Source organism: Methylobacterium brachiatum (genome assembly GCF_020523825.1).
GTDB lineage: Bacteria > Pseudomonadota > Alphaproteobacteria > Rhizobiales > Beijerinckiaceae > Methylobacterium > Methylobacterium brachiatum.
In genome coordinates, this window is sequence record NZ_JAJALK010000005.1 from 364,361 (window position 1) to 387,744 (window position 23,384).

The window sequence follows — 23,384 nt, forward strand, 5'->3', positions numbered from 1 at the left end:
GGCCGCATGCGAAACCTCCTGCTGCGCTACACCGACGGCATGGCGCGCTACGTCGCCACCGCGGACGAGGCGCCGCTCCTCGACATCGAGGAACTCGGCCGCCTGGCGATCACCGACGACATCTCCCTCGACGAGATCGCCGGGCTGCATGAGGGTGCGGCGCTGGCCCTGTCGGACCAGGGCGTGCCGATCAACCGGCCGGAGATCATCCGGCGCATGTCGGCCTGCCTGAGCGCCCTGATGGTCTCGGCGGCGGTGGCCTACCGGACCAAGATCGACCTGCTCGAGCAGCATCGGCAGCAGGAGCGCGACCGGACCGAGCGGGACCGCCAGCGCCTGGAGACGCTGGGCCAGTTCGTCGGCTCGGTGGCGCACGAGCTCAACAACCTGCTCCAGCCCGTGCGCGGCATGACCGAGATCATGCTGGCCGATCTCGCCGAGGGACGGCTGCCCGAGCGGGCCGACCTCGAAACCGTGGAGGCCTGCGCGATCCAGGCGGTCGGCGTCATCCAGGGCATCCTGGGCTATGTCCGGCGCGAGACGATCGCGCCCCAGCGCCTGGCCTTCGGGGCCGCGGTCGCGACCGCCTGCACCTTCATCCGGCCGATGCTGCGCGAGCCGTTCGCGGTGGCAATCCGGGACCGGGACACCGAGGTCCTGGCCCTCCAGGGCGAGCTGACCCAGATCCTGCTGAACCTGCTCCAGAACGCCGTGCAGGCCGGGGCGACGCGGATGCGGGTGGAGGTCGACCGGATCGACGGCGATCGGGCGGCCGGCGGGGCGCAGCCGCGAATGCGGCTCCGGGTGATCGATGACGGCCAGGGCATGTCCGCCGCCGTCGCGGCCCGCGCCCTCGACCCGTATTTCACCACCAAGGCGACCGGCCAGGGCACCGGCCTGGGGCTCGCCATCGTCCGCAGCATCGTGGTCGGCTGGTCGGGCGACCTGCAGCTGGACTCGGAGCCCGGGCGCGGAACCACCGTCACCCTGCTGCTGCCGGTCCATGCCGGCTGACGCGATCCGGGCGGGCGCGGTAAGCCCGCGCCGGGATTGCGCTTTCGGGAATCGATCAACAGCCCTCCACCGGAATCCGGACCGGCGGCGCCGGATGGGTTGAACCGGGGCCGCTTCCGCGCTTTGTTCGCCATATGTTCTCACTGGAACGGAATGGCCATGCTCGCACATCCGCACGAACCGCCCCCGGAGATTCGGCTCACCGAGGCGGAGGCGATCGCGCTGGCCTATCACCGCGCCGCGCGGGGCGATGCCTGGAACGCCCTGGTGGCGGCGATCACCGATGCACTCACCGATCTCGACGCGGTGGAGCGGCGCGCGGCGCAGCAGAGCCGGCTGATCTCCCGCGGCTATGCCCGCTGCCGGACCGGGGCGACCTGACGGCGGCGGGCTCGGCTCAGGCCCTTGCGGCGGGTCACAACTTCTGGTAATAATTCCTTTCCTATGACAATAAACCAGACCTCGCCCGCGACGGGAGCCGGCCATGGGCGACATCAACGATGAACGGCGCCGCCTCTCCGCGACGTGGCTCAACACCATCGCGTCCGGCGTCGTCTCGGCCGGGTCCTGCGGCTCGCTGCTAGCCTACAGCTTCGGCCCGCGGCCCGGCATCAGCGGGCTCCAGGTCCTGGTGGTCACGACCTGCGCGCTCGGCCTCGGCGCGACCCTCCACCTCCTCGCCCGGTCGCTCCTGAACAACCGGTGAGGGGCGGACAAGGACCGCGGCCGGCCCGAATTGCGCCGCTGCGACGGCCGGGGGCGGGACAGAGCCGCCGGGAGGCTCTAAGACCGCGCCGAATCTGCCGATCCGGAACCCGCCATGACGCCGGCCGAGCGCGACCGCTTCGAGAAGTGCCTCGCCCTGGCGAATCGGGGCGCCACCGCGGGCGAGCGGGAAGCGGCGCGGGCCGCCGCCGAGCGCATCGCGGCCGGCGCCGGCCTGTCGCTGACGGAAGCCGCCGCGTCCCTGCGCAATCCGCGGTTCTCTGCGGCGGAACCGGAGCCGCCGCGCCGGCCGCCGCCCTCCCCGCGGCGGCCCTTCGCCTGGGCGCAGCCGAAGGAGCCGGTGAAGCCGATCACCGTCGAGGAGCTGCGGCGCCAGAAGGCCGAGACGGAGGCCTGGAAGAAGCGGGCCGCCGCCTCGGCCGAGCTCAAGCGGAAGCGGGAGCGGGCCGAGCAGGAGGCCTACGCCGCCGAGCAGCGCGCCGCCCAGGCCGAGCGCGACCGGGAATGGGCCGCCGCCCAGGCCCGCCGGAAGGTGCCCTGAGGGGCGCCGGTCAGGAGAGCTCGGGCCCGGCCGTGACGGTCTGGCCGGCCAGAGCCGGGGCGTCGTCGCCGTGCCGGCCGACCGCGATCGCGCGCTTGATCGTGGAGCGGGCGGCGTCGATGGCGATGGCCGCCGCCGACAGGGTCCGGCCCTCGGTCGGGCGCTCCAGGGCGTGCCGGGCGATGTCGCCGGCGAGGTCGTCGATCTCGCGGGCGAGCGTCACCAGGCGTGTGGGATCGGGGGAATCCTGCGCCTCCTGTCGGATCGCCAGGAGCCGGTCGGTCGCCTCCTCGATCCGCTCGCGCCGCAGGCGGGACAAGCGCTGCCCGACCCAGGCGAAGGCCGAGCCGATGCCGCCGCCCAGGAAGGCGACGAGGTAGATCCAGGTCTCGTAGCGCTCGACGAAGCTCTGCTGCTCGCGCTCGAAATAATCGACCGCGCCGGGATGGATCGGCAGCCGGGCGCTGGTGGCGCCGGACGTGCTCTCGTAGGCCGGGGCCTGGACGTAGTCGGCGGCGGCGGTGACGTTCGCCAGGCCGCTGCGCAGCTCGAACAGGTGCTGGGTCACGTCCGCCGCCACCGAGCGGGACAGGCTGGCGCGCGCCATCAGCCGGTAGGAGGCGCCCACCGTGTGCACGTCCTCCTCCGGCACCTTGGGGCTGCCCCCGAAGGTCTCGGCCGGCATGCTCACCATCTGGAGGCGCGGCATCCGGGCGACGATGGCGTCGGCATTCTCAACGTCGACGAAGGCGACCTTCCGGCTGCGGCTCGCCGCCTGCACGCTCTCGACGATGCGCTGCGCCGTCGGGGCGGTGGGCGCGATCACCGAGACCACGGCATCGACCTCCTTGCGGGTCAGCGCGGCGGTGAGGTCGGCCTCGGCGACCTCCACGAGGGCGACCTGCCGGGGCGGCAGCGGGCCGCCCTTGTCCTGGCTCGCGAGCGTCAGGCCGTAATGGGCCAGCATCGACCGGATCAGCGTCTCGTCGGCGTCCCGGTGGGCCAGGATGGCGAGGCGCTTGCGGTCGAGATCGGGGAAGCGGGTGATCTCCGAGGCCTCGGGCGAGGCGATGATCATGGCCTGGTCGCGCAGGATGGCGAGGGTCAGGCCGTTATCCGGCAGCGCCACGTCGGGGCGGACCACGGCCAGGTCGGCCCGGCCGTCGCGGAGTGCCTCGGCGCTGTCGCGCACGTCGTCGAAGGGCAGGATCTTGAGCCGGATCTCCTTGTGCCGCTTCGCCAGGGCGTCGGCATAGGCCTGGATCACCGCCGGCTCGGTGCCGTCGCGCGGGGCGACCGCCACCGTCAGGACCGTGGCGCGCGAGGCCCAGTAGGCCCCGGCGGCGGCGAGCCCGAGCCCGATGGCGAGGATCAGGAAGACGATCTCCGGACGCAGGAGAAGCTTGCCGAATCGCCTCATCGGCCCTCTCCCCCACCCGCGCCGGAACCCGCCCGGCCCCTCGCAGAGGCCGGGCGATCGTCGGGCGCCGGTACTAGCTTACCGCTGGATGGTTTCGGAAACCCGATATCCACGTCCCCGCGTCACGCGCGTGATCAGTGGCTGCGGCGGGTGAGCCAGCCGGCCGCGAAGGCCAGGGCGGCGATGCCGAGCAGGGTGCTGGTGCGGTTGGTGTCGGCGTAGCGGACCGCCTGACGGCCGTAGGTCTCGCCCCGGCGGCGGGCCTCGCGGGCGTAGCGGCGGCCGTCGTCGATCAGGTGGTCGGCGCGCTCGGAAGCGGCGTGAGCCAGGTGGCGGCCGTCCTCGGCGAGATCCTCTGCGCGGTCCCGGGCGCGCCCGTAGACGTATTGTGCGCCGCCGGCCACCTGGTTCACGGCGCCGCGGACCTGCCGGCCCGGATCGCCGGTGAGGCCGCCGAGGGTGGTCTGGGCCCGGCCCTTCACGTGGCGGGACGCGCCCCGGATCTGGTCGCGGTTCATGCTGCTCTCCTGGGTGTGGGGTTGGTCGGGGCGGGACCGGTCCTGCCGGCCCCGCCGAACGGAATCAGTTCCGGCCGGTGACCTTGTCGGCCAGGTTCTTGGCGCCGTCCTTGACGTCGCCCACGGTCTTCTGCGCCTCGCCCTTGAGCTCCTGCGCCTTGCCCTCGGCCACGAGCTTGTCGTTGCCGGTGACGTTGCCGGCGGCCTGCTTGACGTTGCCCACGGCCTCGTTGGCCAGGCCCTTGATCTTGTCGGTGGTGCTGCTCATCGAAACATCTCCTTCGGGGTGGCGGAATGGCCGGCTTGTGCCGGTCGAGAGGGGTCCCCGCCGGCGGGCGGGGACCGATCGGGATCAGGCGCGGCGGGTCTCGTAGGCGCCGAGCAGGGTGACGGGCTTGGGGGCGCCGAAGCGGCCGCCCAGGAAGGCGGCGAGCGCGCCGAGGACCAGCGCCAGGGCGGCGTAGAAGGCGCCCTGGGTCGCGGCCGACTTGGTGGCGACGGCGGCGGCCTCGGCCTTCTGCTTGGCGGTGGCGACCGCCTGGTCGTACTGCTTCTCGTAGTCCTGGACCTGCTGGCGAGCCTGCTCGACCGGGATGTTCTGCGCCTTGGCCAGCGCGTCCGCGGCGCGGCTCTCGGCCTGCTGCTTCTGGGCCGGGTCACCGGTGAACAGGGCCTTCACGGCCGCCACGGCGGCGTCGCGGGCGGCCTGCGGGTCCTGGCCGGCGGCCTGCTGGCGGACCGTGCTCTCGATCCCGTCGAGCGGGTTCGTGATCTTGGCGAGCGACGGCGCGGCGGCCTGGGCGGCCGTCTGCACGGTGCCGCCGACGAGCGATCCGGCCCCGCCCAGGGTGGCGGTCACGCCGCTGAAGGCGCCGCCGATGAGGCCGCCGACCGCGGAGGTCAGCAGGTAGAGCACCACCAGGGTGGTCACCGCCCAGGACACGAGGCCGTGCAGGCCGGCCGTCCCCGGCAGCGGCTTGCCGGACAGGCGCCCGGCGATGGCGCCGCCCACCAGCGAGGCGACGATGCCCGAAGCGACGAACCAGATCCCGGCGCCCATGGAGGCCGTCGAGGCGGCCGGGTTGTCGGCGGCATTGGGCCCGAAGGAGGCCAGGCCCACGCCGGCGCCGACCAGGTTCAGGATCACCTGGGTGACCAGGGCGGTGGCGGCACCGGCGAAGATCGCCCCCCAGGAAACCTGGTTGAGCAGGATCGCCCGCGTGTCGGCGGACGCGCCTGCGGCCAGGGGGGACGCGGTGGTTTGGATGGTGGTCACGCTCTTGCTCCGGGTCGTCGGTCGTCTGTGGAAGTGGAAGCCGGGATCAGTCGCGGTTCGCGCTGACCAGGAGGCCGAGGCCGAAGCCGACGAGGCCGGCAACGAGCAGGGAGGCGAGCGGGTACTCGGCGACCTGATGGCTCACCTCGCGGGTGCCCCGGCGCAGGTAATGGCCGCCGCGCTCATAGGCGTCCTCGGCGTAGTCGGCAGCCTCGTCGGCCGCGTGCCGGACCGTGTCCTTGGCCTGGCCGTAGAGGTTCTCGGCCTGCCCGCTGGCCTCGCGGAAGCGGCCCTCGACCGAGTCGCTCCGCGAGCCGGTGAGGTCGCCGACGGCGCCCTGCACCTTGCCGCCGAGGTCCTTGGCGGCGCCCGTGATCCTGTCGATGTCGACCATGTCGTTCTCCGTGGGGTGTGTGTTCGATGGGGATGGTGCCCGGACGGGCCGCCGGCTTGAGACCGGGGTCAGTCGGTGCGGGGTTTGGCCGGCTTGGGGGGCCGGGCCGCCTGTTTCTGCCGCCGGCCCTCGGCCTCGACCCGGGCGTCCCCGGTGAGCTTGCCGATGGCCTCCTTGACCGACGCCTTGAGGCGCTCGGCGGACGGTCTTTTCACGCGCTCGATCACGGGCACCTCGCCGTTCCTGAGAAGACCCTGGATCAGCCATCAGATGTGCGCCGCGCTCGCGCAATCAATGGTACGAAAGGACTATAATTGCCGGATGATTTATCCGATCACGACTGTGTGATCTGCGGCAGATCGGCCGGCAAGCCTCTCCGATATTTGTACGGTTCGGCACTGGACGCTGGCGCCGGACGGCCTGTTCTTTCGCGTTCGCCCCCTGGCGCTTGCACCGCCGCGTCGGCAGCGGGGCAAAAACGGGTTGCGCACAAGCCGGTTCCCTGACCTACGTTATTTTTACTGGTATGCCTGCACCATCGGGGCGGTTGTTATCGACCAGAAGTAGTCTTCGCCGTTTTGAAGCGGTGGTATCGGCGCCCGGGATCCGCCTTCGCCCGCGCGGGCGCAATCGTGGCGGCGGCCGATGGCGGGCGGGAATCACAGGGCCGGGCGGGCCTCGGCCGATGCGCGCGTTCGACAGCCAGCGACACGCAACAGTTTTGCGCCGGGCGGATATTTGCGCGTGCTGACCCGTTGCACGTATCCGCGGAGGGTCGGTCAGTCCCGCCACTGACGGGCAAGGATCAAACCCCATGACAATTCTGATGTCGGTCGCGCTGGCACTCGCGGTGCTCGGCGCGCTGGTGACGCATTCCGCCTACCGGTTCGCGCCGGTCACGAACAAGTTCGCCGGCTGGGACGTCGCCTTCGTGAGCGGCATCAGCGTCACCGCGCTCGGCAGCCTCGGCGCCCTGCTGCTGGTCTTCACCGCCTGAGCTTCGCCCCTCCGCACCGCCGAGCCGATGCATAAGGCCACAGGGGCGGACCTATCCGTCCGGCGGCCTGTTCCTCCCCCGAACCGGTCGCGTTGCGACCGGACCCGGCTCCAAGCCTTCGATTCCCCGCGCCTGCCGGTGCCGAACCGGCATCCCCGTCGGCGGCGAGCGTTCCAGACCCCGCAACGGCGGGTCAACGAGGTTCCAAGATGGCAGAACAACTCTCCGGTCAGGACGGCCGGCAGGGCAAGCGTGGCCGGCCGGCGCTCTACGTGCTGGTCGCCAGCGTCGGGCTCATGGTCGCCGCGCTCGCCGGGCTGATGATGTGGCAGGGCGCGAGCTCGCCCCCGGATTACGCCAGCCAGAGCCAGGCGGCCTCGCGCAAGCAGGTCACCGGCAGCGAGAGCGGCACGGGCGGCGCGACCTCGCCGTCCAACAGCAGCGCGGTCCCGGGGGGCAACCCGGCCTATCCGCAGCCGGCCGCCCGCAGCGCCAATCCGTGACCCGGCACGATCACCGCTGCGCGGCGGAGATCTGCCGCGAGCAGGGCTGGCAGGTCGGAACCTGCCTGGTCGGCGATGCCGGCTACGGCCCGACGGTGATCCAGATCACTGCGCTGGGCGACCGGGTCATGCTCGCCAAGATCCTCAGTCACGGCCGGGTGGCCGTGGCCTATAACGAGGCCCAGGCCTGGTCCCTCTCCCTCCGGGACTGGCGCTCGGTCGGCTGATCCGGCCCCGCCGTGGTACGGATCCGCCCGGGCGCGCTCGCCGGGCGATTCGGCTGGACCACCGGGCGTCGAAGCGCTCCGGGGCGCGTCTTATATCTCCGGGCGCACGGGTGCGGCGGCCTTGTCGGCCGGGCGCCAATCCACGAGGTACGCTATGACATCGCTGCTCGATCAACTCCGCACCATGACCGTGGTGGTTGCCGATACCGGTGACATCGGCGCCATCGAGAAGCTCAAGCCGGTCGATTGCACCACCAATCCCTCGCTGCTGCTGAAGGCGGCCGGCATGGAAGGGCTCGCCCCGATCGTCGACGAGGCCGTGGCCTGGGGCAAGAAGCAGGGCGGCGAGACCGAGGACATCGTCCAGGCGGTGGCCGACCGGCTCGCCGTATCGGTGGGCGCCGAGCTGACCAAGCTCGTGCCCGGCCGGGTCTCCACCGAGGTCGACGCCAACCTGTCGTTCAACACCGACCGGACGGTGGAGAAGGCCCGGGCGATCATCCGCGCCTACGACGAGCGCGGCATTTCGCGCGACCGGGTGCTGATCAAGATCGCCTCCACCTGGGAGGGCATCCAGGCGGCCCGCGTGCTGCAGCGCGAGGGCGTCGACTGCAACCTGACGCTGCTGTTCTCCCTGGTCCAGGCCATGGCCTGCGCGGATGCCGGCGTGTTCCTGATCTCGCCCTTCGTCGGGCGGATCACCGATTGGTACGCCAAGGCCGAGGGCAAGACCTACACGGGCGCCGAGGATCCGGGCGTCCAGTCGGTGCGGGCGATCTACGCCGCCTACAAGGCGCGCGGGATCAATACCGTCGTGATGGGCGCCTCGTTCCGCAACATCGGCCAGATCCAGGCGCTGGCCGGCTGCGACCGCCTGACCATCTCGCCCAAGCTCCTGGAGGAGCTCGCCGCGACGGAGGGCCACCTCCCCCGCGCCCTGTCGCCCGACTCCTACGGCGAGGCGCCCGAGGTGCCGGCCACCGACGAGTTCTCGTTCCGCTGGGAGATGAACGAGAGCGCGATGGCCACGGAGAAGCTCGCCGAGGGCATCCGGCAGTTCGGCAGCGACCTGTGCGCGCTCCACGCGCTCATCCGCGACCGCCTCGCCCGCGGGTGAGTCGCCCCCGGTACGCGGGTCCGGCCCGAAACGCGGGCCGGACCCGCGTGCGGCCGGTGGATCATTCCGGGCGAGCGCCGCGTTTCATCCCCGCCGCATCTGCCGCGGTTCGGAGTGAGCCGTGTACAATCCCTTCTTCTCGTCGATGATGCTGGCGATCGAGGCCCAGCGGGTGATCGAACTGCGCCTGGTCCGGCTCGCCTGGGGCGGCAGCGAGGGGCTGGCCGAGGCGCAATCCATGGTGACCGAGAAGATGCACGCCGCCGGCGAGGCCATGACCACGCTCATGCTGGGTGGCTCGCCCGAGACGGTGATCGCCCGCTACCGCGAGCACGTGGCGTTCAACACCAAGCGCCTGACCGCGGCCTGACGGTCCCGTGCCGTCCGGCGCCGGGTCGACCGGCCGGGGCGGCAAATCCTTGTCGGGATCCATTTTCTCTCGCCGACGCGGTATCGCGGTCGGCGGCGGCCGCCCTCAGCGCGGCCCAGGACGGAACTGAACGCCTACCATGATCGAGCCGAACCAAACCGCCTTCATCGTGAAGGTCGCGCGCCGGGACGAGGACGCCCCGGAGAACCTGCTGACGGTGTTCTACGCGGTCATCGCGGACGATCCCGACAGCGGGGTCCAGATCGTCAAGGAAGCCGTGAAGGACGGGGCCGAGGTCACGCTGACCGAGGTGCGGCTCTCTCAGGCCACCGCCCAGGCGATCGACCTGCGCCCCGGCTACGCGCGCGCGCTCTGACCGGAATTCGGCTTCCACGCCCATCCGTGTTGAGGGGCGAGATCGGATGGGCGTGGAAGGCCAGCGATCGGCTGGTCCGACCAGGCTAGGCCGGCAGGGTTAACGGTTCCTTACCGGCGCCCCGCTCAGGAATGCGGCGCGATCCAGCCCAGGATCGACGCGCAGCGCTCGGCCTGGTCGCGGGTCAGCCCGGAGGCGACCGCCGCGCCGTTGCGATAGACCACGAAGGTGCCGTCATCGGTCGCGCGGATCTTGATCGAGGCCATCAGGCGGCTCCCCCAACGAGCGCCTGAAGCTGGGTCAGCCCGGTGGCGGTGATCTGCCAGGTGGCGAAGCCGTCGCTGACCCCGACCCGCTCCAGATGGCCAATACTCTCGAGAGCCGTGAGTCTGCTGTGATCACCGGGCCAGGATGCGTCCGGATTCCGCTGAATGGAGATCCGATAGTTGTCGGACCCGGCGGCTTTATTGAGCAGGCGGCGCTCGTGATTGACCAGCATTGGCACTCCTAGGCAGTTCCAATCGGGACGCATTACTTACGTACAGGCTGGCCTATATGGTCAAGCTTGGCAACCCCACCGGCCCAAACGCCCCTGTATCGCGCCCGCCCGGCGCCCGGATCAGGACGCCAGCGCCAGGTCCGCGCCGGCGCAGCCCAGCCCGGCCAGGAACAGGCATCCGCCCATCCCTTCGAGGAGGGCCCGGTGCCGGGGCGCCCACAGGGAGGCGGCGGCTAGGCCGGCGCCGGCCACCACACAGAACACGCCCAATCCCATCATGACGGCCTCCGCGTCGCCCTGGCGACGCGGGGACGACGATCGCGACAGCCGGAAGGTTTCCGGGATTCCGGGTTGTCGACAGGCAAATCGGCCGCCGACAGCGGAAGGGCCGGCGTGGCGGCCGGCCCTTCGAAGAATCGGGACGCGTTCGCGGCCGGACCGCGCCGGCGTTACTGGAACATGTCGGGCTGCGTCGCGGCGATGTGGCTGTAGAGCGTCTGGAAGTGCAGCCAGCCGATGTAATCGCTGCCGACATGCTCGCGGCTGTAGCGGGCGGTCTTCTCCGACAGGAGCTGCGGCTTGATGCCGGTCGCCTCGACCAAGAGCTGCTGCTGGCAGGCCCGCTCCAGGGCGATGAACCAGAACGCCGCGTCGTCGATGCTGTGGCGGCTGCAGGTCAGCAGGCCGTGGTTCTGGTGCAGCACGCCGCGGTTGCGGCCGATCTGCTGGGCCACCGAGAGGCCGCTCGCCTTCTCGACCGCGACCGCCCCGGCCGAGGCGCCGATCACCGCGTGGCTGTCGTAGAAGGCGGCCGCGTCCTGGCTGATCATGTCGAGCGGCCGGCCGGTGGCGCACCAGGCGGTGCCGTAGGTCGTGTGCGCGTGGCACATCGCCATGACGTCGGGATACTCGTCGTGCACCGCCGCGTGCAGCACGAAGCCCGCGCGGTTGATCGCGTAGCGCCCCTCGACCACGTCGCCCTTGTGGTCGGCCAGGATCAGGTTCGACATCCGCACCTGCGAGAAGTGCACGCACATCGGGTTGGTCCAGTACAGCTCCGGACGCTCCGGATCGCGGATCGTGAGGTGCCCGGCGAAGCCGTAATCGAAGCCGTGGAGCGCGAAGGCCCGGCAGGCCGCCACGAGGTGCTGCTTGCGGTATTCCCGCGCCTCGGCGTGGCTGGCGAATTCCGGCATCTCCGGGAAGATCAGGCCCGCCTGCTCGGGCTGGTAGATCGAGGTGCGCCTGCGGCCGGCGCTGTCGTTGGGCAGGTCGATGGCGATGTCGCTGCCGTGGGCCTGGTCGTCGAGCATGACGGGTCCTCTCATCGGGCGGGGCGAAGGCCGTCCTCGGCCGTCTTCGCGGTCTGACAGGCACTATCGTGCCGGGCCCCGACATTGACAAACGACGAGTTTTCACCGTTTTCGTGAATTTCATTCACGGATCGCCCGATGCGCCGGATCCCGAGCTTCCCCGCCCTGCGGGCCTTCGAGGCGGCCGCGCGCCTCGGCAGCTTCGCCCGGGCGAGCGAGGAGCTGCACCTGACGCCCTCGGCGGTGAGCCATCAGATCCGTGCGCTGGAGCGCAACCTCGGGCGCGCCCTGTTCCGGCGCGCCAATCGGCAGGCGACGCTCACCGCCGACGGCGAGCGCCTCAGCGCGGGCCTCGCGCAGGCCTTCGACGCGATCGAGGCAGCCTGCGCCGAATTGAGCCCGCCGCCGCCCTCGGCGCTGGCCGTGCATTGCACCCCGAGCTTCGCCGCCAAGTGGCTCGGCCCCCGGCTGCATGATTTCGTGGAGGCGCATCCCGATATCGGCATCCGGCTGTCCAGCAACGCCGACCCGATCGACCTCGGCCGGCACGCGGAGATCGACATCCTCATCGCCTATGGCCGGCCGCCGCGCGGCCCGGGGCTGACGGTCGAGGCCCTGGGCCTGGAGGAGATCGCGGCCCTGTGCGCGCCGGAGCTGGCCCGCTCCCTCGGGCCGATCGAGCCCGCCACGGCCCAGCGCTTCCCCCGGCTGGATTCCTCGTTCAGCCCCGTGCGCTGGCCGGACTGGTTCGCCCGCAACGCGTTCTCCGCCCCGGCCGCGGCCTCCGGGCCGGCCTTCGATCGCGGCTCCCTGGTGATCGCGGCGGCGGTCCAGGGCCTCGGCGTCGCGCTGGAGAGCCTGCGGTTCGCGCAGGACGAACTCCGCACCGGCCAGCTCGTGCGGCTCGGCGACGGCCGGCTCGAGAGCCTGTACCGGGACCTGCACTTCATCTGCTACCGCGAACGCGACCGGGACCTGGAGAAGATCCGCGCCTTCCGCCGATGGCTTCTGGAGCGGGAGCAGGAGAGCCGCGCCGGGGGATAGGCGCCGCCCGTCCGGGGCCGCGCGCCTGCGCCCTCGCATGGGCGCGCACGGCAATGCATGATAATGCCAGGCTCGCACGAGGATGCAACGCGGCGGGTACGGGCCCGAAGGCTCGACCGACCGTGGGACACCGCCGGGAGAGCGCCATGTCGATGTTCGCCAAGCTGCAGCGCCGCGCCAGCGAGGGCCGCCCCGTCCGCGTCGGGCTGATCGGCGCCGGCAAGTTCGGCTCCATGTACCTGTCGCAGGCGCCCCGCACGCCGGGCATCCACCTCACCGCCCTGGCCGACCTCTCGCCCGACCGGGCCCGCCAGGCGCTGCGCCGGGTGGGCTGGGACGAGGCCCGCTTCGCGGCCCCGACCCCGGAGGAGGCCGCCCGGACCGGCGCGACCTGCGTCACCGACGATGCCGACGCCCTGATCGCCAGCCCGTTCGTGGACATCGTGATCGACGCCACCGGCAGCCCCGCCGCCGGCATCCACCACGCCCTCAAGGCCTGCGCGCACGCCAAGCACATCATCATGGTCAACGTCGAGGCCGACGTGCTGGCCGGCCCGCTCCTGGCCCGCCGCGCCGCGGAGGCCGGGGTGATCTACTCCATGGCCTCCGGCGACCAGCCGGCGCTCATCGCCGAGTTGGTCGACTGGGCGCGCACCATCGGCCTGGAGGTGGTCTGCGCCGGCAAGGGCACGAAGTACCTGCCGGCCTATCATGCCTCCACCCCCGACACGGTCTGGGGGCATTACGGCTTCAGCGCCGAGCAGGTCGCGGGCGGCGATTTCAACCCGCAGATGTTCAACTCCTTCCTGGACGGCACCAAGTCGGCCCTGGAGATGGCCGCGGTGGCCAATGCCTGCGACCTGACCCCGCCGCGCGACGGCCTGGCCTTCCCGGCCTGCGGCGTCGACGACCTGCCCACGCTCCTGCGGCCGGTGGCGGATGGCGGCATCCTCACCGAGCGCGGCACCGTCGAGGTGGTGTCCTCCCTGGAGCGGGACGGGCGCCCGGTGTTCCGCGACCTGCGCTGGGGCGTCTTCGCGGTGTTCGCGGCGCCGAGCCGCTACGTGCAGGACTGCTTCGCGCAATACGGGCTCAAGACCGACGCCAGCGGCCGCTACGCCGCCACCTACAAGCCCTACCACCTGATCGGCCTCGAGCTCGGGATCTCGGTCGCCTCCATCGCGGTCCGCGGCGAGGCCACGGGCGCCACCGGCGCCTGGCGCGGCGACGTGGCCGCCACCGCCAAGCGCCCCCTGAAGGCCGGCGAGCGCCTCGACGGCGAGGGCGGCTTCACGGTCTACGGCAAGCTGATGCCGACGACCGATTCCCTCGCGCAGGACGCCCTGCCGATCGGGCTCGCGCACAACCTGGTCCTGACCCACGATGTCCCCGCCGGGCGGGCGGTACGCTGGAGCGACGTGACCTACGATGCCAATCACCCGGCGATCCGCGTCCGCCGCGAGATGGAAGCCCTGTTCCGCGCCGAGCTCGGCCTGGGCTCAGCCGCGCAACGGGTCGCCTGAGCGGCGGATGCGCCCGGCCGTTCGCGTCCGGCCGGGCGTTTCAGAAGGACAGAGGCTCTCGGTGACGTCTCGGTCGGGCACCGTGCTCGATCCGAAGGTTGGCTGATCGCCGTCGGCGGGACAGGGCCATGCCCCGGCATCCACTGAGTTCCATGTGAGAATGGCGCGCCCGAAAGGACTCGAACCTCTGGCCCCCCAGATTCCATGTCGGGCGGGCGGCATGAGCCATCATCCTGCATTCCACTTAGTCGATGGCATGGAAGGATCGTTCGGCCCTTGGCTCTCCGGGCCAGCGTGCTCAACCGCATGGCCACGGCCTCAGATCCCATGGATCCAGAAGACATCTGGCTCACCAGCAAGGTGCTGTCAGCCATGGCTAAGCGCCTCGACGCGCACCGCCCGGAAGCGTTGTGCAAGGTCGGGAAGAGGGCCTGATGGCTGCCTCGACCCGCCACGCCGCGCTCGGCGCCATCCTCGGGGCCCCGCGCTGGCATCCGTGCCGGCCGTCGCCAGCGCTACGCACCGCCGAGCGTTCGACGGCCTCGCCCGAACCGGTCCGGCTGATCGCCAGGCACGATCGCATCGATGCCCTACGCCACGTCGCGTGCGACGCGGACGGCATGGGCTGCAACAGAGGCCTGGTCCAGGCCGCGGGGGCGATCCGCGCGCGCGTGGCGGGCACTACCGTTTCGCGGCTGCCGGACATCCTCCGCCAAGGCTGGATGCCGCGCGAGGCTCGACCCGCTCCCTGAGGCCGAGGAACAGGTGAGAGGGTCGATCAACGGCTACGCCGACCTCGACGATATGTCGGTGGCGCTCGCCATCGCGGTGATGAAGCTGGCGGAGGGCACGCTATGCGCCTGACGGTTGGCAATGCCGGTCGAAGTCGAGGAGTCGCCTATCCGACGAAGATGCGGATGAAGTCCGCGCAGGCGACGGCCAGCAGAAACAGCATTCCCCAGCCTAACTTGCGGATCTGGCGTTCCGCCTCGGAGGCCTTCGCTTCCAGCGCGAGGATACGCAGCCGCAGCCATTGGACCTCCTCGTCGGGGTTCATTCTGAGCTCCATGGCCGGGGTCGCAACTTCCGATGGTAGGCGGCGTGGGCCCGCTGTCCATCCATACCGGCTGTGCCAGTCCATCATCGGACGGTGCGAGCCGACTGCTCATAACGGTCTGGTTGCAGGTTCGAATTCCGCTCCCCCCGCGAGCGCATGCAGATGCCAGGAGGCGCCTGCAAGCACGCTACCGTGACAGGGTGGGGATCACTGGTTCGCGGCCCGTCACGCATCTTGTGCGGGCGGCAGCCGTCGCCAGGCGGTTTCGCTGTTACCCACAGCGTTACCCCGGTGCATTCGGCAGATTTTTAAGATGATCGCTGAGTGATGGCGCGCCCGAAAGGATTCGAACCTCTGACCCCCAGATTCGTAGTCTGGTGCTCTATCCAGCTGAGCTACGGGCGCCTGTCACGGCGGCGGGGGCTTGGCCCGCCGGTGTGAAGGGGCTTCTAGAGGGTCGGATCGGGCTTGGCAAGACCGATTGTGCCGCGCCCGAAACGACCGGCTTCACGGGGCCCGGGCGCTCGCCTGCACGCGCTCCTCGGCGGCGCGGATCGCGTCCGGGGTGCCGACATGGAGCCACTGGCCGTCGAGGCGCATGCCGGAGAGGCGCCCGGCCGCGATCGCCCGGTCGAACAGCAGGTTGAGCGAGAAGGCGCCCTCCGGCGTGTCGGCGAACAGGCCGGGCTGCAGGATCGCCACGCCCGCATAGATGAACGGGGCGACCTCGCGCTCGCCGCGGCGCTCCAGGCGGCCGTCCGCGTCCATCACGAAATCCCCCGCGCCGTCGTAGCCGAGGCTGGTGGCGGTGGGCGCCACCAGCAGCAGGGCGTCCATGCGCGCCGGGTCCCAGGCGTCGATCAGCCGGCGGAGATTGGGGGCCGGGCCTTCGAGCCAGAACGAATCCGAGTTCAGCACCACGAAGGGCGCGTCGCCGAGCAGCGGCAGCGCCTTGCGGATGCCGCCGCCGGTCTCGAGCAGCGCGGCGCGCTCGTCCGAGACCTGGATGGCGGGCCCGCCCGTCCGGCGGGCGAGATGCCCCTCGATCAGGTCGGGCAGGTAGTGGACGTTGACAATGGCGGTCTCGATCCCGGCCTCGGCGGCCCGGTCGAGGGCGTGGTCGAGGAGCGCCTTGCCGGCCACCTCCACCAAGGGTTTCGGCACCGTGGCGGTCACCGGCCGCATGCGCTTGCCCAGGCCCGCGGCCAGCACGAACGCATGGGTGACGGCGGGGGCGGGCTCGCTCATGCGGGGATCCGGATCAGGCGTTGATGATCATGGTTTCAAAAGGTCTGGGACCTTTTGCGGGTGCAGGGCGGAGCCCTGCGAACCTCGGGACGGCGTCCCGAACCCTGCCAAAGGGCCCCGGGCCCTTTGGGATCCCGCTTCTTTCGCGCGTGACTCGATGTCGATAGACATGAGTCCTAGGACTCTGAGTCGGAAGCGACGAGGCCCGGCAGATGCGCCGCGTGCCAGGCCCGCAGCTCGGCCAGCGCCGGATGGGCGAGGTTGCGGGCGAGATAGCCCTCGATCCGCGGCAGGTGGGCGAGATAGCCGGGCTTGCCGTCGCGCCGGTCGAGCCGGGCGAAGATCCCTAAGATCTTGGTGGCCCGCTGGGCGGCCAGCAGGGCGTAGGCGGTGGCGAAGGCGCCGACATCGAAGGCCGGGTCCCGGCTCCGGCGCTCGCGGGCGTAGAGGCCGAGCAGCCGCAGCTCGAACTCCGCGCTGGTATCGACCCGGGCATCCTGCAGCAGCGAGGCGACGTCGTAGGCCGGGTGGCCCATCACGGCGTCCTGGAAATCGATCAGCCCGACCCGCTCCAGCCCGTCGCGCTCGGGCAGCCAGATCAGGTTCGGCGAGTGGTAGTCACGCAGGGTCCAGGTGGCACGGTCGGGGATCGCGTTCTGCAGGGCCGCGCGCCACAGGGCCACGAACTCGGCCCGGGTGTCCGCCGACAGGGTGACGTTCCGGATCGCCGGCGCGTACCATTCGGGCATCAGCTCCGCCTCGAACAGCAGAGCCGCCTCATCGTAGGTCGGCAGGACGTGCTCGATGCCGTCCGCCACCGGCAGCACCGCCGGCAGAGGCGTGGCGTGGAGCTTGGCGAGGAGGCGCACCGCCTCGGTGTAGCGCTCGGGCCGGGGCGCGCCGCCCTCGACCACGGGCTCGCTGCCCAGATCCTCGAGGATCAGCAGGCCCTCGGGCAGGTCTTCGCCGTAGATCCTGGGGGCCGAGAAGCCCAGCGCCCGCAGGCCGCGGTCGAGGGCCACGAAGGCGTGGACGCTCTCGGCCAGGTGCACGATGGCGCTGTAGGGTTTTCCGTCGCGGACCGCCGGGCCGTCGGGCCGGGGCGGGGCGATCATCAGCACGGCGCTGGTGCCGTCGGGCTTGGTCAGGCGCTCGTAGGCGCGGGACGAGGCGTCGCCCTGCATCAGGATGCGCTCGGCGATGTCCCAGCCGCTGCGCTCGAGCAGGCGGCGCACCGCCCGGGCCCGGTCGAGCCGGGCGCGCATGCCGCCGGTGCCGTCGATCCGGGCGAGGCGCGCCTCGGCGCCGAACTCCGCCCGCAGGGACAGGTCGATCGTGAGTACCGGGCCGTCGCGGGGCGGCATCCGGTCCGGCCACTCAACCAAGGTGATCGCGTCCTCGGCCATCTCCTCGAAGCCGAGCTCCACCAATTCGTCGGGGTCGCGCAGGCGGTAGAGGTCGGCGTGGACGATCGCCCGGCCGTCGCGGGCCGTGTAGGGCTGGATCAGCGTGAAGGTCGGGCTTGGCACCTCGAGGCGCGGATCGCCGGCGAGCTCGCGGATCACCGCCCGCGCCAGGGTGGTCTTGCCGCCGCCGAGGCCGCCCGAGAGCGCCACGACGTCGCCCGGGAGCAGGAATTCGGACAGAAACAGGCCGAGATCCTCCGTGGCCGTCTCCTCCGGCAGCACGAATTCCCAGGGTGCCGGCGGCGCGGATGCGCCCGCCGTCTGTTCGTCCCGATCGTCCCCGTCCAAAGCCCGCCTCCGAGACCCGAGGGCGCATGGTCTTAAAACGGGCCGCGGATGCAAGCGTTTCCGGCCCCGGCGGCGCGCTTCCCGCCCCTCCGGTGCATCGAAACCACGCTTCGAAGCGTCAACCGCCGGTTGGCCGCGCTCGGCCATCCTCGGCCATCGCCGCGAGGAATTGGCTGGCGTATCCCTTGCTTCGGCGCGGATCCCGCGCGTTTCGGCCCAGCCGAGGCCGCAGGCCGCGTTCCGCCCGCGGCCCTTCCCCAACCCGCCTGATCCCCACACGGAGCCCCGCATGAAGCGCGCCGACCTGACCGAGAAGCTGCTCGACATCAAACGCGAGAAGGGCTGGAGCTGGGCCCATATCCACGAGGCGATCGGCGGCCTGTCGCCGTTCCTGATCACCGCGGCCTGCATGGGCCAGATGAAGCTGCCCAAGGCGCAGGCGCGGCGGGCGGCGGAGCTGTTCGGCTTGACGGTGGCCGAGGAGCGGATGCTCAACGAGGCGCCCTATCGCGGCTCGATCCCGGCGATGCCGCCCACCGACCCGCTGATCTACCGGTTCTACGAGCTGGTGATGGTCTACGGCACGACTTTCAAGGAGCTGATCCAGGAGGAATTCGGCGACGGCATCATGTCGGCGATCGACTTCAACATGGAGATGGCCCGGGAGGCCAACAACAAGGGCGACCGGGTGAAGCTGACCATGTCGGGCAAGTTCCTGCCGTACAAGTATTACGGCAACGACGACGACACGCCGGAATACGGCTTCAAGGAGGGGTAGGGGCGACGCCCCGGCGCCTCCCCGTCATCGCGGTCGCGGAGACGGGGAGGCGCCAGCCGACACGACGGACATTCCGAACGCTCTGCTCATCGCGAGGCGACGAAGCCCACGGAGGCCTCCAGGCAGCGCGCAGCCCGCTCGAGGGCCCCTTCGAGGCGCGCTCCGCCCCCGCCTCAGGATGAGGGCGCGGGTGGGACATCGCCCTCACGCCGCCGCCCGGCCCTCCGCCTCCAGATAATCCTGCACCGGCTGCGCGGGGCCGCTGCGCAGCAGGACGTAGAGGAACGGCACCAGCAGCAGGGTCGCCGGGGTGGCGAAGGCGATGCCGCCCATCACGGCGCGGGCCAGCGCGGCGTTCTGCTCGCCGCCCTCGCCGGTGCCCAGCGCCATCGGGATCAGGCCGAAGAACATCGCCGAGGCGGTCATCAGCACCGGCCGCAGGCGGGTCTCGCCGGCGGTGATCGCCGCCTCCAGGGCGCTGCAGCCGGTGGCCTCCCGGTGCTCCTTGGCGAAGGTGACGAGCAGGATCGAGTTCGCCGAGGCGATGCCCACAGACATGATCGCCCCGAAGATCGACGGAATCGAGAAGGCGGTCCCGGTGATGAACAGCGCGAAGGTGATGCCGCAGAACGCCATCGGAAGCGCGGCGATCACCACGAACGGGTCGCCCCAGCTCTGGTAGTTCACCGCCATCAGCAGGTAGACGGCGATCAGCGCGATCCCGAGCCCAATCTCCAGGCGGAAGAAGGCCGAGCGCATGTTCTCGATCTGGCCGCGCACCGTGATCTTGTCGGGCGCCTGCAGGTTCTTCTGCTCGTCCTGGACGATCGCGTCGATGTCGCGGGCGACCGAGCCGAGGTCTCGGTCCTGGACCGAGGCGAAGATGTCGAAGGTCGGCTGGATGTTGACGTGGTTGATCACCGTCTGGGTCGGCACCCGGCGCAGCTCGGCCAGGCTCGAGAGCAGGGTCAGCACGCCGGGGCCGGTACCGGCGGTGGCGGCCGCGCGCACGAACATCGGCGTGTTGCGCAGGTCGGTGAGCGAGGCGTTGCGGTATTCCGGCGTCTGCACCCAGAGCTGGTAGGGGATGCCGGTCTTGGGGTCGGGCCAGAAATTCGGCGTCACCTGGTAGCTGCCCGACAGCGAGATGTTCATGTTCTGCGCCACCTGCTGCTCGGTGAGCCCGAGCTCGGAGGCCAGGCGCCGGTCGACGTCGACGTAGAATTGCGGCGCGTTGACGATCTGCTGCAGGTGGACGTCGACCAGGCCCTTGGTGTGCTTGAGCCGCTGGACGATGCGCTGGGCGACCTCCAGGTCCTTCTCCTTGTGCCGGCCGGAGACCTGCACGTCGATCGGCGTGATGACGCCGAAATTCAGGATCTGGGTGATCATGTCGGCGGGCTGGAAATAGGCGATCAGGTCGGGGAAGCGCTTCATCAGCACCGCGCGCAGGCGCTTCTTGTAGAGCGCCACCGAGCCATGGCCCTCCTTGAGGCTGATCAGCATCTGGCCGTCGTTGTAGGAGACGAACGAGCCGTCCGAGAAGGCGAAGTTGTAGTTGGTCGAGGGCAGGCCGATATTGTCGAGGATCTGCTCGATCTCGCCCGGCGGGATCACCTCCCGGACGGTGTCCTCGACCTCGGCGAAGACCTGCTGGGTGGTCTCGATGCGCATGCCCGTGCGGGTGCGCAGGTGCAGGGTCATCTGGCTCGCCTCGATCTCGGGGAAGTAATCCTCCCCGACGAAGACGAACAGCACGCCGGTCATCCCGAAGACGCAGCCGACCACCGCCAGGGTGGCGATCCGGCGGGCCAGCACCGCGTGGAGCAGCCCGACATAGCCCCGGTGGAACCGGGTGAAGCCGCGCTCGAACGCCCCGTGGGCGCGCCCGGCGAGGCGGAACGCCGGCGCGGAGACGAGGCCGAACGCCCGGGCGATGCGGCCCTGGCGGGGCGGGGCGCGCTCGCCCCGGTCCTTGGCGTGCTTCTGGGCGTATTCCGGCGCCACGATCACGTCGATCATGAGCGGCACCAGGGTGCGCGACAGCAGGTAGGAGGTCAGCATCGCGAACACGACCGCGAGCGCCTGCGGGGTGAACAGGTATTTCGGCGTGTCGGTGAGCGCGAACACCGCCGTGAAGGCCGCGCAGATCGACAGGGTCGAGATCAGAGCCGGCTTGGCGATGCCGGCGGCGCCGTGGACCACGCTCTCGCGGAACTCCTCGCCCTCCTCGAACAACCGGTAGGTGTTCTCGATCGCCACCGTGGCGTCGTCCACCAGGATGCCGACCGCGAGCGCCAGGCCGCCCAGGGTCATGACGTTGATGGTCTCGCCCAGCGCGGCCAGCACGGCCAGGGAGGTCATCACGCAGAGCGGGATCGAGATCAGCACGATCAGGGTCGAGCGCCACGAGCCCAGGAACAGCAGGATCGCCAGCCCCGTGAGCGCCGCCGCGATGGCGGCCTCGTGCAGCACGCCCTCGATGGCGTTCGAGACGAAGACCGACTGGTCGAACAGCGGCTTGATCGTCAGCCCCTCGGGGGCGGCGGCCCGGATCGTCGGCATCGCCGCCTTGACGTTGTTGACGACGTTGAGGGTCGAGGCGGTGCCGTTCTTGATCACCTGCATCAGCACGGCCTGGCCGCCATCGGCCCGGACCACGTTGATCTGCGGCGGCCCGCCGTCGCGGACATAGGCGACGTCGCGCATCAGCACCGGCTGGCCGGCCACGACCTTGATCGGCGCGAGGTTGAGGGTCTCGATCGAGGGCGGCGTGGCGTTGAGCTGGATCGGGTATTGCTGCTCGCCGATCTTGGCGAGGCCCGACGGCACCGTGAGGTTCTGGGCCGTCATGGCGTTGGTGACGTCGAGCGGCGTCAGGCCGAGCGCCTGGAGGGCGTTGAGGTCGAGATCGACCATGATCTGGCGCGGCGCCCCGCCGAACGGCGACGGCAGGGTCGAGCCCGGCACCTGCGCGAGCGTCTGACGGATCCGGTACTGCGCGTAGTCGTAGACCTGGTTCAGCCCGTCCTTGGCCGAGGTCAGGGCCAGCTGGATCACCGGGACCGAGGAGGCCGAGTAGCGCACGATGATCGGCGGCTGGGTGCCGGCCGGCATCGCGGCCCGGATCGAGTTCGTCGAGGACACGACCTGCGCGATGGCCAGATCGATGCTGACCGCGGGATCGAAATAGACGCGCTGGACCGCCGTGCCCTGGAGCGTGGTCGATTCCATGCGGCGGATGTTGTTGACGTTGTTGGAGATGCCGTACTCGGCATAGGTCGTGATGCGCTGTTCCATCTCCGGCGTGGACAGGCCAGTATAGGTCCAGACCACGACCACCACCGGGATGTCGACGACCGGCAGCACGTCCTTGGGCATGACCACGATCGCGCCGACGCCGCCGAGCATCATCAGCACGGCGAGCACGTAGGTCGTGATCCGGAACTTGAGAGCGTAGAGGACGAGGCCCATGCGGTCTCCGCCGGCCGGCGCCAGGCCAGCCCCTTCGCGTCGCGTGCCGGCGCACCGGACGCCAAGCCTGTTTCGCTATCATGTCCGCTAGAGCAAGGGACGGGCCGCGACGCCGCAGGGCGGGCCTATCCGGGCGGATTGGTCGCGCAGATCGCCCGCAGCGCCGCCCAGGACGGGGCGTCGAGGAGCGGCGGCCGGTCGGCGGCCGGCGGGGCGGCGCGCGAGCGGATCGCGGCGGCCCGCTCCCGGGTGAACGGGTGGCTGCGCAGGAAGGCGAGGCTCTCGTCCCGGTCCGCGGCGATCCGCTCCAGGATGGTCGCGAGGGCGGCCGCGTCGCCCCCGGCGCGGGTGACCGCGGCGACCGCATAGGCGTCGGCCGCCCGCTCGGCCTCCCGGCTGTAGCCGGCGGAGAGCACGTTCTCCCCCAGCGCGACGATCACGGCCGAGCCGGCCACATCGCCGACGAGGTAGCCGAGCAGGTAGGCGATGCCGGAGCTCCGGATCAGGGACCGGGTCGGGTCCCGGGCCGCGACGTGGCCGAATTCATGCGCGAGCACGCCGGCGAACTCGTCCGGCGAGCGCGCCTCATCGAGCAGCTTCGAGAGGACCATGACCCGGCCGCCCGGCAGCGTCAGGGCATTGGCGTCGGTGCGGGAGCGGCGCACGCTCACGCGCAGGCCCGGCGGCAGGTCCCCGCGCAGCCGAGTCACCAGCCGGCCCAGGGCGGCCCGCCCCTCCGGCGCCGCGCAGGCGGGCGGGTTGCCGAGCAGAGACCCGATCTGGTCCTCGACCAGGGCGCCGATGCGCTCCTCCACCGCCGCGGGCACCAGCGGCGCGATTGCGTCGGCCAGGGCCGGCACGCCGAACGCCGCGAGGCCGAGGAGCGTGATCCCGGCCGCCATCGACCAGAGCGCCACCGTCAGGGTGCCCCCCTGCCCGGCCGGCCCGACATGCAGGTCCGGGCAGAGTGCCTCGAGGGCCGCGGCCAGGGCCTTGTCCGAGAACTCGACCCGCTCGGGCGTGTCCGCCGGCCCGACCCGCATCAGCGGCGGGCGCGCATCCTCGGCCCGCAGGTCGAGGCCGTTCCAGTCGCGCCGGAGGTCCGGGCCCGACACCGCCAGGCGTCCCGCTTCGAGGCGCAGGGAGACCGGCACGGGCCGCGCGGTGCGGCCGTCGAAGTAGCGGCCCGCGCCGGTGAGCGCCGCCATGCCCGGT

At 71.2% G+C, this 23,384-nt stretch carries 29 protein-coding genes and 1 tRNA gene; 14 read left to right on the forward strand and 16 right to left on the reverse strand.

Features of this window, described 5'->3' with window-relative positions:
* Window positions 1-6: 6 nt before the first annotated feature.
* The 4 genes from LGR69_RS14575 (at window position 7) to LGR69_RS14590 (ending at window position 2,281) form a co-directional block, all read left to right on the forward strand.
* Entirely contained in the window at window positions 7-1,014 is a 1,008-nt protein-coding gene (locus tag LGR69_RS14575; RefSeq protein ID WP_230366450.1) for a sensor histidine kinase, read from the forward strand.
* 153 nt (window positions 1,015-1,167) lie between these two features.
* Window positions 1,168-1,395 carry a hypothetical protein gene (locus tag LGR69_RS14580; RefSeq protein WP_370881363.1) on the forward strand — a complete coding sequence of 76 codons (228 nt, stop codon included), beginning with the start codon at window positions 1,168-1,170 and terminating at the stop codon, window positions 1,393-1,395.
* Between the two features lie 103 nt (window positions 1,396-1,498).
* On the forward strand, window positions 1,499-1,720 hold the full coding sequence (locus LGR69_RS14585; RefSeq protein WP_007567504.1) for a hypothetical protein: 222 nt from the start codon (window positions 1,499-1,501) through the stop codon (window positions 1,718-1,720).
* A gap of 114 nt (window positions 1,721-1,834) precedes the next feature.
* Complete coding sequence (locus LGR69_RS14590) at window positions 1,835-2,281, forward strand: hypothetical protein (RefSeq protein WP_230366452.1); 447 nt, start codon at window positions 1,835-1,837, stop codon at window positions 2,279-2,281.
* A gap of 10 nt (window positions 2,282-2,291) precedes the next feature.
* Here the strand turns inward: LGR69_RS14590 and LGR69_RS14595 are convergent, their stop codons facing one another.
* From LGR69_RS14595 to LGR69_RS14620, 6 genes are all read right to left on the reverse strand, one after another.
* The gene (locus LGR69_RS14595; protein ID WP_007567507.1) at window positions 2,292-3,701 is read right to left on the reverse strand and encodes a TAXI family TRAP transporter solute-binding subunit; all 1,410 of its coding nucleotides are present in this window, start codon (window positions 3,699-3,701) and stop codon (window positions 2,292-2,294) included.
* A gap of 134 nt (window positions 3,702-3,835) precedes the next feature.
* Window positions 3,836-4,219 carry a CsbD family protein gene (locus LGR69_RS14600; protein WP_007567510.1) on the reverse strand — a complete coding sequence of 128 codons (384 nt, stop codon included), beginning with the start codon at window positions 4,217-4,219 and terminating at the stop codon, window positions 3,836-3,838.
* Between the two features lie 64 nt (window positions 4,220-4,283).
* Window positions 4,284-4,487, reverse strand: a complete 204-nt coding sequence (locus tag LGR69_RS14605; protein WP_007567512.1) for a CsbD family protein — start codon at window positions 4,485-4,487, stop codon at window positions 4,284-4,286.
* An 84-nt stretch (window positions 4,488-4,571) separates the two neighbouring features.
* Complete coding sequence (locus LGR69_RS14610; protein ID WP_091861078.1) at window positions 4,572-5,495, reverse strand: PhnA-like protein; 924 nt, start codon at window positions 5,493-5,495, stop codon at window positions 4,572-4,574.
* Between the two features lie 46 nt (window positions 5,496-5,541).
* The gene (locus LGR69_RS14615) at window positions 5,542-5,889 is read right to left on the reverse strand and encodes a CsbD family protein (RefSeq protein ID WP_007567528.1); all 348 of its coding nucleotides are present in this window, start codon (window positions 5,887-5,889) and stop codon (window positions 5,542-5,544) included.
* Between the two features lie 68 nt (window positions 5,890-5,957).
* The gene (locus LGR69_RS14620; RefSeq protein ID WP_230366453.1) at window positions 5,958-6,104 is read right to left on the reverse strand and encodes a CsbD family protein; all 147 of its coding nucleotides are present in this window, start codon (window positions 6,102-6,104) and stop codon (window positions 5,958-5,960) included.
* 599 nt (window positions 6,105-6,703) lie between these two features.
* Here LGR69_RS14620 and LGR69_RS14625 point away from each other — a divergent pair.
* The 6 genes from LGR69_RS14625 (at window position 6,704) to LGR69_RS14650 (ending at window position 9,479) form a co-directional block, all read left to right on the forward strand.
* Window positions 6,704-6,886 carry a hypothetical protein gene (locus LGR69_RS14625; RefSeq protein WP_007567537.1) on the forward strand — a complete coding sequence of 61 codons (183 nt, stop codon included), beginning with the start codon at window positions 6,704-6,706 and terminating at the stop codon, window positions 6,884-6,886.
* A 209-nt stretch (window positions 6,887-7,095) separates the two neighbouring features.
* A complete protein-coding gene (locus LGR69_RS14630; protein ID WP_007567539.1) occupies window positions 7,096-7,389 on the forward strand; it encodes a lipase chaperone in 294 nt (97 codons plus the stop codon).
* Window positions 7,386-7,616 (forward strand): DUF7241 domain-containing protein, encoded by a 231-nt coding sequence (locus LGR69_RS14635; protein WP_007567542.1) that lies wholly within the window; start codon window positions 7,386-7,388, stop codon window positions 7,614-7,616. Before LGR69_RS14630 ends, LGR69_RS14635 begins: the two co-directional genes overlap by 4 nt.
* Before the next feature lie 154 nt (window positions 7,617-7,770).
* Window positions 7,771-8,733, forward strand: a complete 963-nt coding sequence (tal, locus tag LGR69_RS14640; protein ID WP_230366454.1) for a transaldolase — start codon at window positions 7,771-7,773, stop codon at window positions 8,731-8,733.
* Window positions 8,734-8,854: 121 nt separating this feature from the next.
* Window positions 8,855-9,103 carry a hypothetical protein gene (locus LGR69_RS14645; protein ID WP_007567544.1) on the forward strand — a complete coding sequence of 83 codons (249 nt, stop codon included), beginning with the start codon at window positions 8,855-8,857 and terminating at the stop codon, window positions 9,101-9,103.
* A 139-nt stretch (window positions 9,104-9,242) separates the two neighbouring features.
* Window positions 9,243-9,479, forward strand: coding sequence for a hypothetical protein (locus LGR69_RS14650; RefSeq protein ID WP_007567545.1), 237 nt, complete (start codon window positions 9,243-9,245; stop codon window positions 9,477-9,479).
* Window positions 9,480-9,604: 125 nt separating this feature from the next.
* Here the strand turns inward: LGR69_RS14650 and LGR69_RS14655 are convergent, their stop codons facing one another.
* From LGR69_RS14655 to LGR69_RS14670, 4 genes are all read right to left on the reverse strand, one after another.
* Complete coding sequence (locus LGR69_RS14655; protein WP_007567546.1) at window positions 9,605-9,745, reverse strand: hypothetical protein; 141 nt, start codon at window positions 9,743-9,745, stop codon at window positions 9,605-9,607.
* Window positions 9,745-9,978: a hypothetical protein gene (locus tag LGR69_RS14660; protein WP_230366455.1), complete on the reverse strand. Its 234-nt coding sequence runs from the start codon at window positions 9,976-9,978 to the stop codon at window positions 9,745-9,747. The genes LGR69_RS14655 and LGR69_RS14660 overlap by 1 nt, the downstream gene beginning before the upstream one ends.
* Window positions 9,979-10,098: 120 nt before the next feature.
* Complete coding sequence (locus LGR69_RS14665; protein ID WP_007567548.1) at window positions 10,099-10,257, reverse strand: hypothetical protein; 159 nt, start codon at window positions 10,255-10,257, stop codon at window positions 10,099-10,101.
* Window positions 10,258-10,427: 170 nt separating this feature from the next.
* Window positions 10,428-11,291 carry a class II aldolase/adducin family protein gene (locus LGR69_RS14670; RefSeq protein WP_007567549.1) on the reverse strand — a complete coding sequence of 288 codons (864 nt, stop codon included), beginning with the start codon at window positions 11,289-11,291 and terminating at the stop codon, window positions 10,428-10,430.
* A 138-nt stretch (window positions 11,292-11,429) separates the two neighbouring features.
* Here LGR69_RS14670 and LGR69_RS14675 point away from each other — a divergent pair, with 138 nt between their 5' ends.
* From LGR69_RS14675 to LGR69_RS14685, 3 genes are all read left to right on the forward strand, one after another.
* Window positions 11,430-12,335: a LysR substrate-binding domain-containing protein gene (locus LGR69_RS14675; protein ID WP_230366456.1), complete on the forward strand. Its 906-nt coding sequence runs from the start codon at window positions 11,430-11,432 to the stop codon at window positions 12,333-12,335.
* A gap of 146 nt (window positions 12,336-12,481) precedes the next feature.
* Entirely contained in the window at window positions 12,482-13,858 is a 1,377-nt protein-coding gene (locus LGR69_RS14680; protein WP_230366457.1) for an NAD(P)H-dependent oxidoreductase, read from the forward strand.
* Window positions 13,859-14,292: 434 nt separating this feature from the next.
* Window positions 14,293-14,610: a hypothetical protein gene (locus LGR69_RS14685; RefSeq protein ID WP_230366458.1), complete on the forward strand. Its 318-nt coding sequence runs from the start codon at window positions 14,293-14,295 to the stop codon at window positions 14,608-14,610.
* Between the two features lie 146 nt (window positions 14,611-14,756).
* Here the strand turns inward: LGR69_RS14685 and LGR69_RS14690 are convergent, their stop codons facing one another.
* The 4 genes from LGR69_RS14690 to LGR69_RS14705 form a co-directional block, all read right to left on the reverse strand.
* Window positions 14,757-14,915: a hypothetical protein gene (locus LGR69_RS14690; protein WP_163006140.1), complete on the reverse strand. Its 159-nt coding sequence runs from the start codon at window positions 14,913-14,915 to the stop codon at window positions 14,757-14,759.
* A gap of 328 nt (window positions 14,916-15,243) precedes the next feature.
* Window positions 15,244-15,320: transfer RNA gene (locus LGR69_RS14695), tRNA-Arg, on the reverse strand.
* A 102-nt stretch (window positions 15,321-15,422) separates the two neighbouring features.
* Window positions 15,423-16,163, reverse strand: a complete 741-nt coding sequence (locus LGR69_RS14700; RefSeq protein WP_230366459.1) for a nucleotidyltransferase family protein — start codon at window positions 16,161-16,163, stop codon at window positions 15,423-15,425.
* A 176-nt stretch (window positions 16,164-16,339) separates the two neighbouring features.
* Window positions 16,340-17,917 carry a bifunctional tRNA (adenosine(37)-N6)-threonylcarbamoyltransferase complex ATPase subunit type 1 TsaE/phosphotransferase gene (locus tag LGR69_RS14705; RefSeq protein ID WP_007567580.1) on the reverse strand — a complete coding sequence of 526 codons (1,578 nt, stop codon included), beginning with the start codon at window positions 17,915-17,917 and terminating at the stop codon, window positions 16,340-16,342.
* A 289-nt stretch (window positions 17,918-18,206) separates the two neighbouring features.
* On the opposite strand from LGR69_RS14705, the gene cynS reads away from it, so the two are divergent.
* Window positions 18,207-18,695, forward strand: coding sequence for a cyanase (cynS, locus tag LGR69_RS14710; protein ID WP_007567581.1), 489 nt, complete (start codon window positions 18,207-18,209; stop codon window positions 18,693-18,695).
* Between the two features lie 204 nt (window positions 18,696-18,899).
* Here cynS and LGR69_RS14715 read toward each other — a convergent pair whose 3' ends face one another.
* Window positions 18,900-22,169 (reverse strand): efflux RND transporter permease subunit, encoded by a 3,270-nt coding sequence (locus LGR69_RS14715; RefSeq protein ID WP_230366460.1) that lies wholly within the window; start codon window positions 22,167-22,169, stop codon window positions 18,900-18,902.
* A 125-nt stretch (window positions 22,170-22,294) separates the two neighbouring features.
* The gene (locus tag LGR69_RS14720; RefSeq protein ID WP_230366461.1) at window positions 22,295-23,377 is read right to left on the reverse strand and encodes a M48 family metallopeptidase; all 1,083 of its coding nucleotides are present in this window, start codon (window positions 23,375-23,377) and stop codon (window positions 22,295-22,297) included.
* Between the last annotated feature and the right edge of the window lie 7 nt (window positions 23,378-23,384).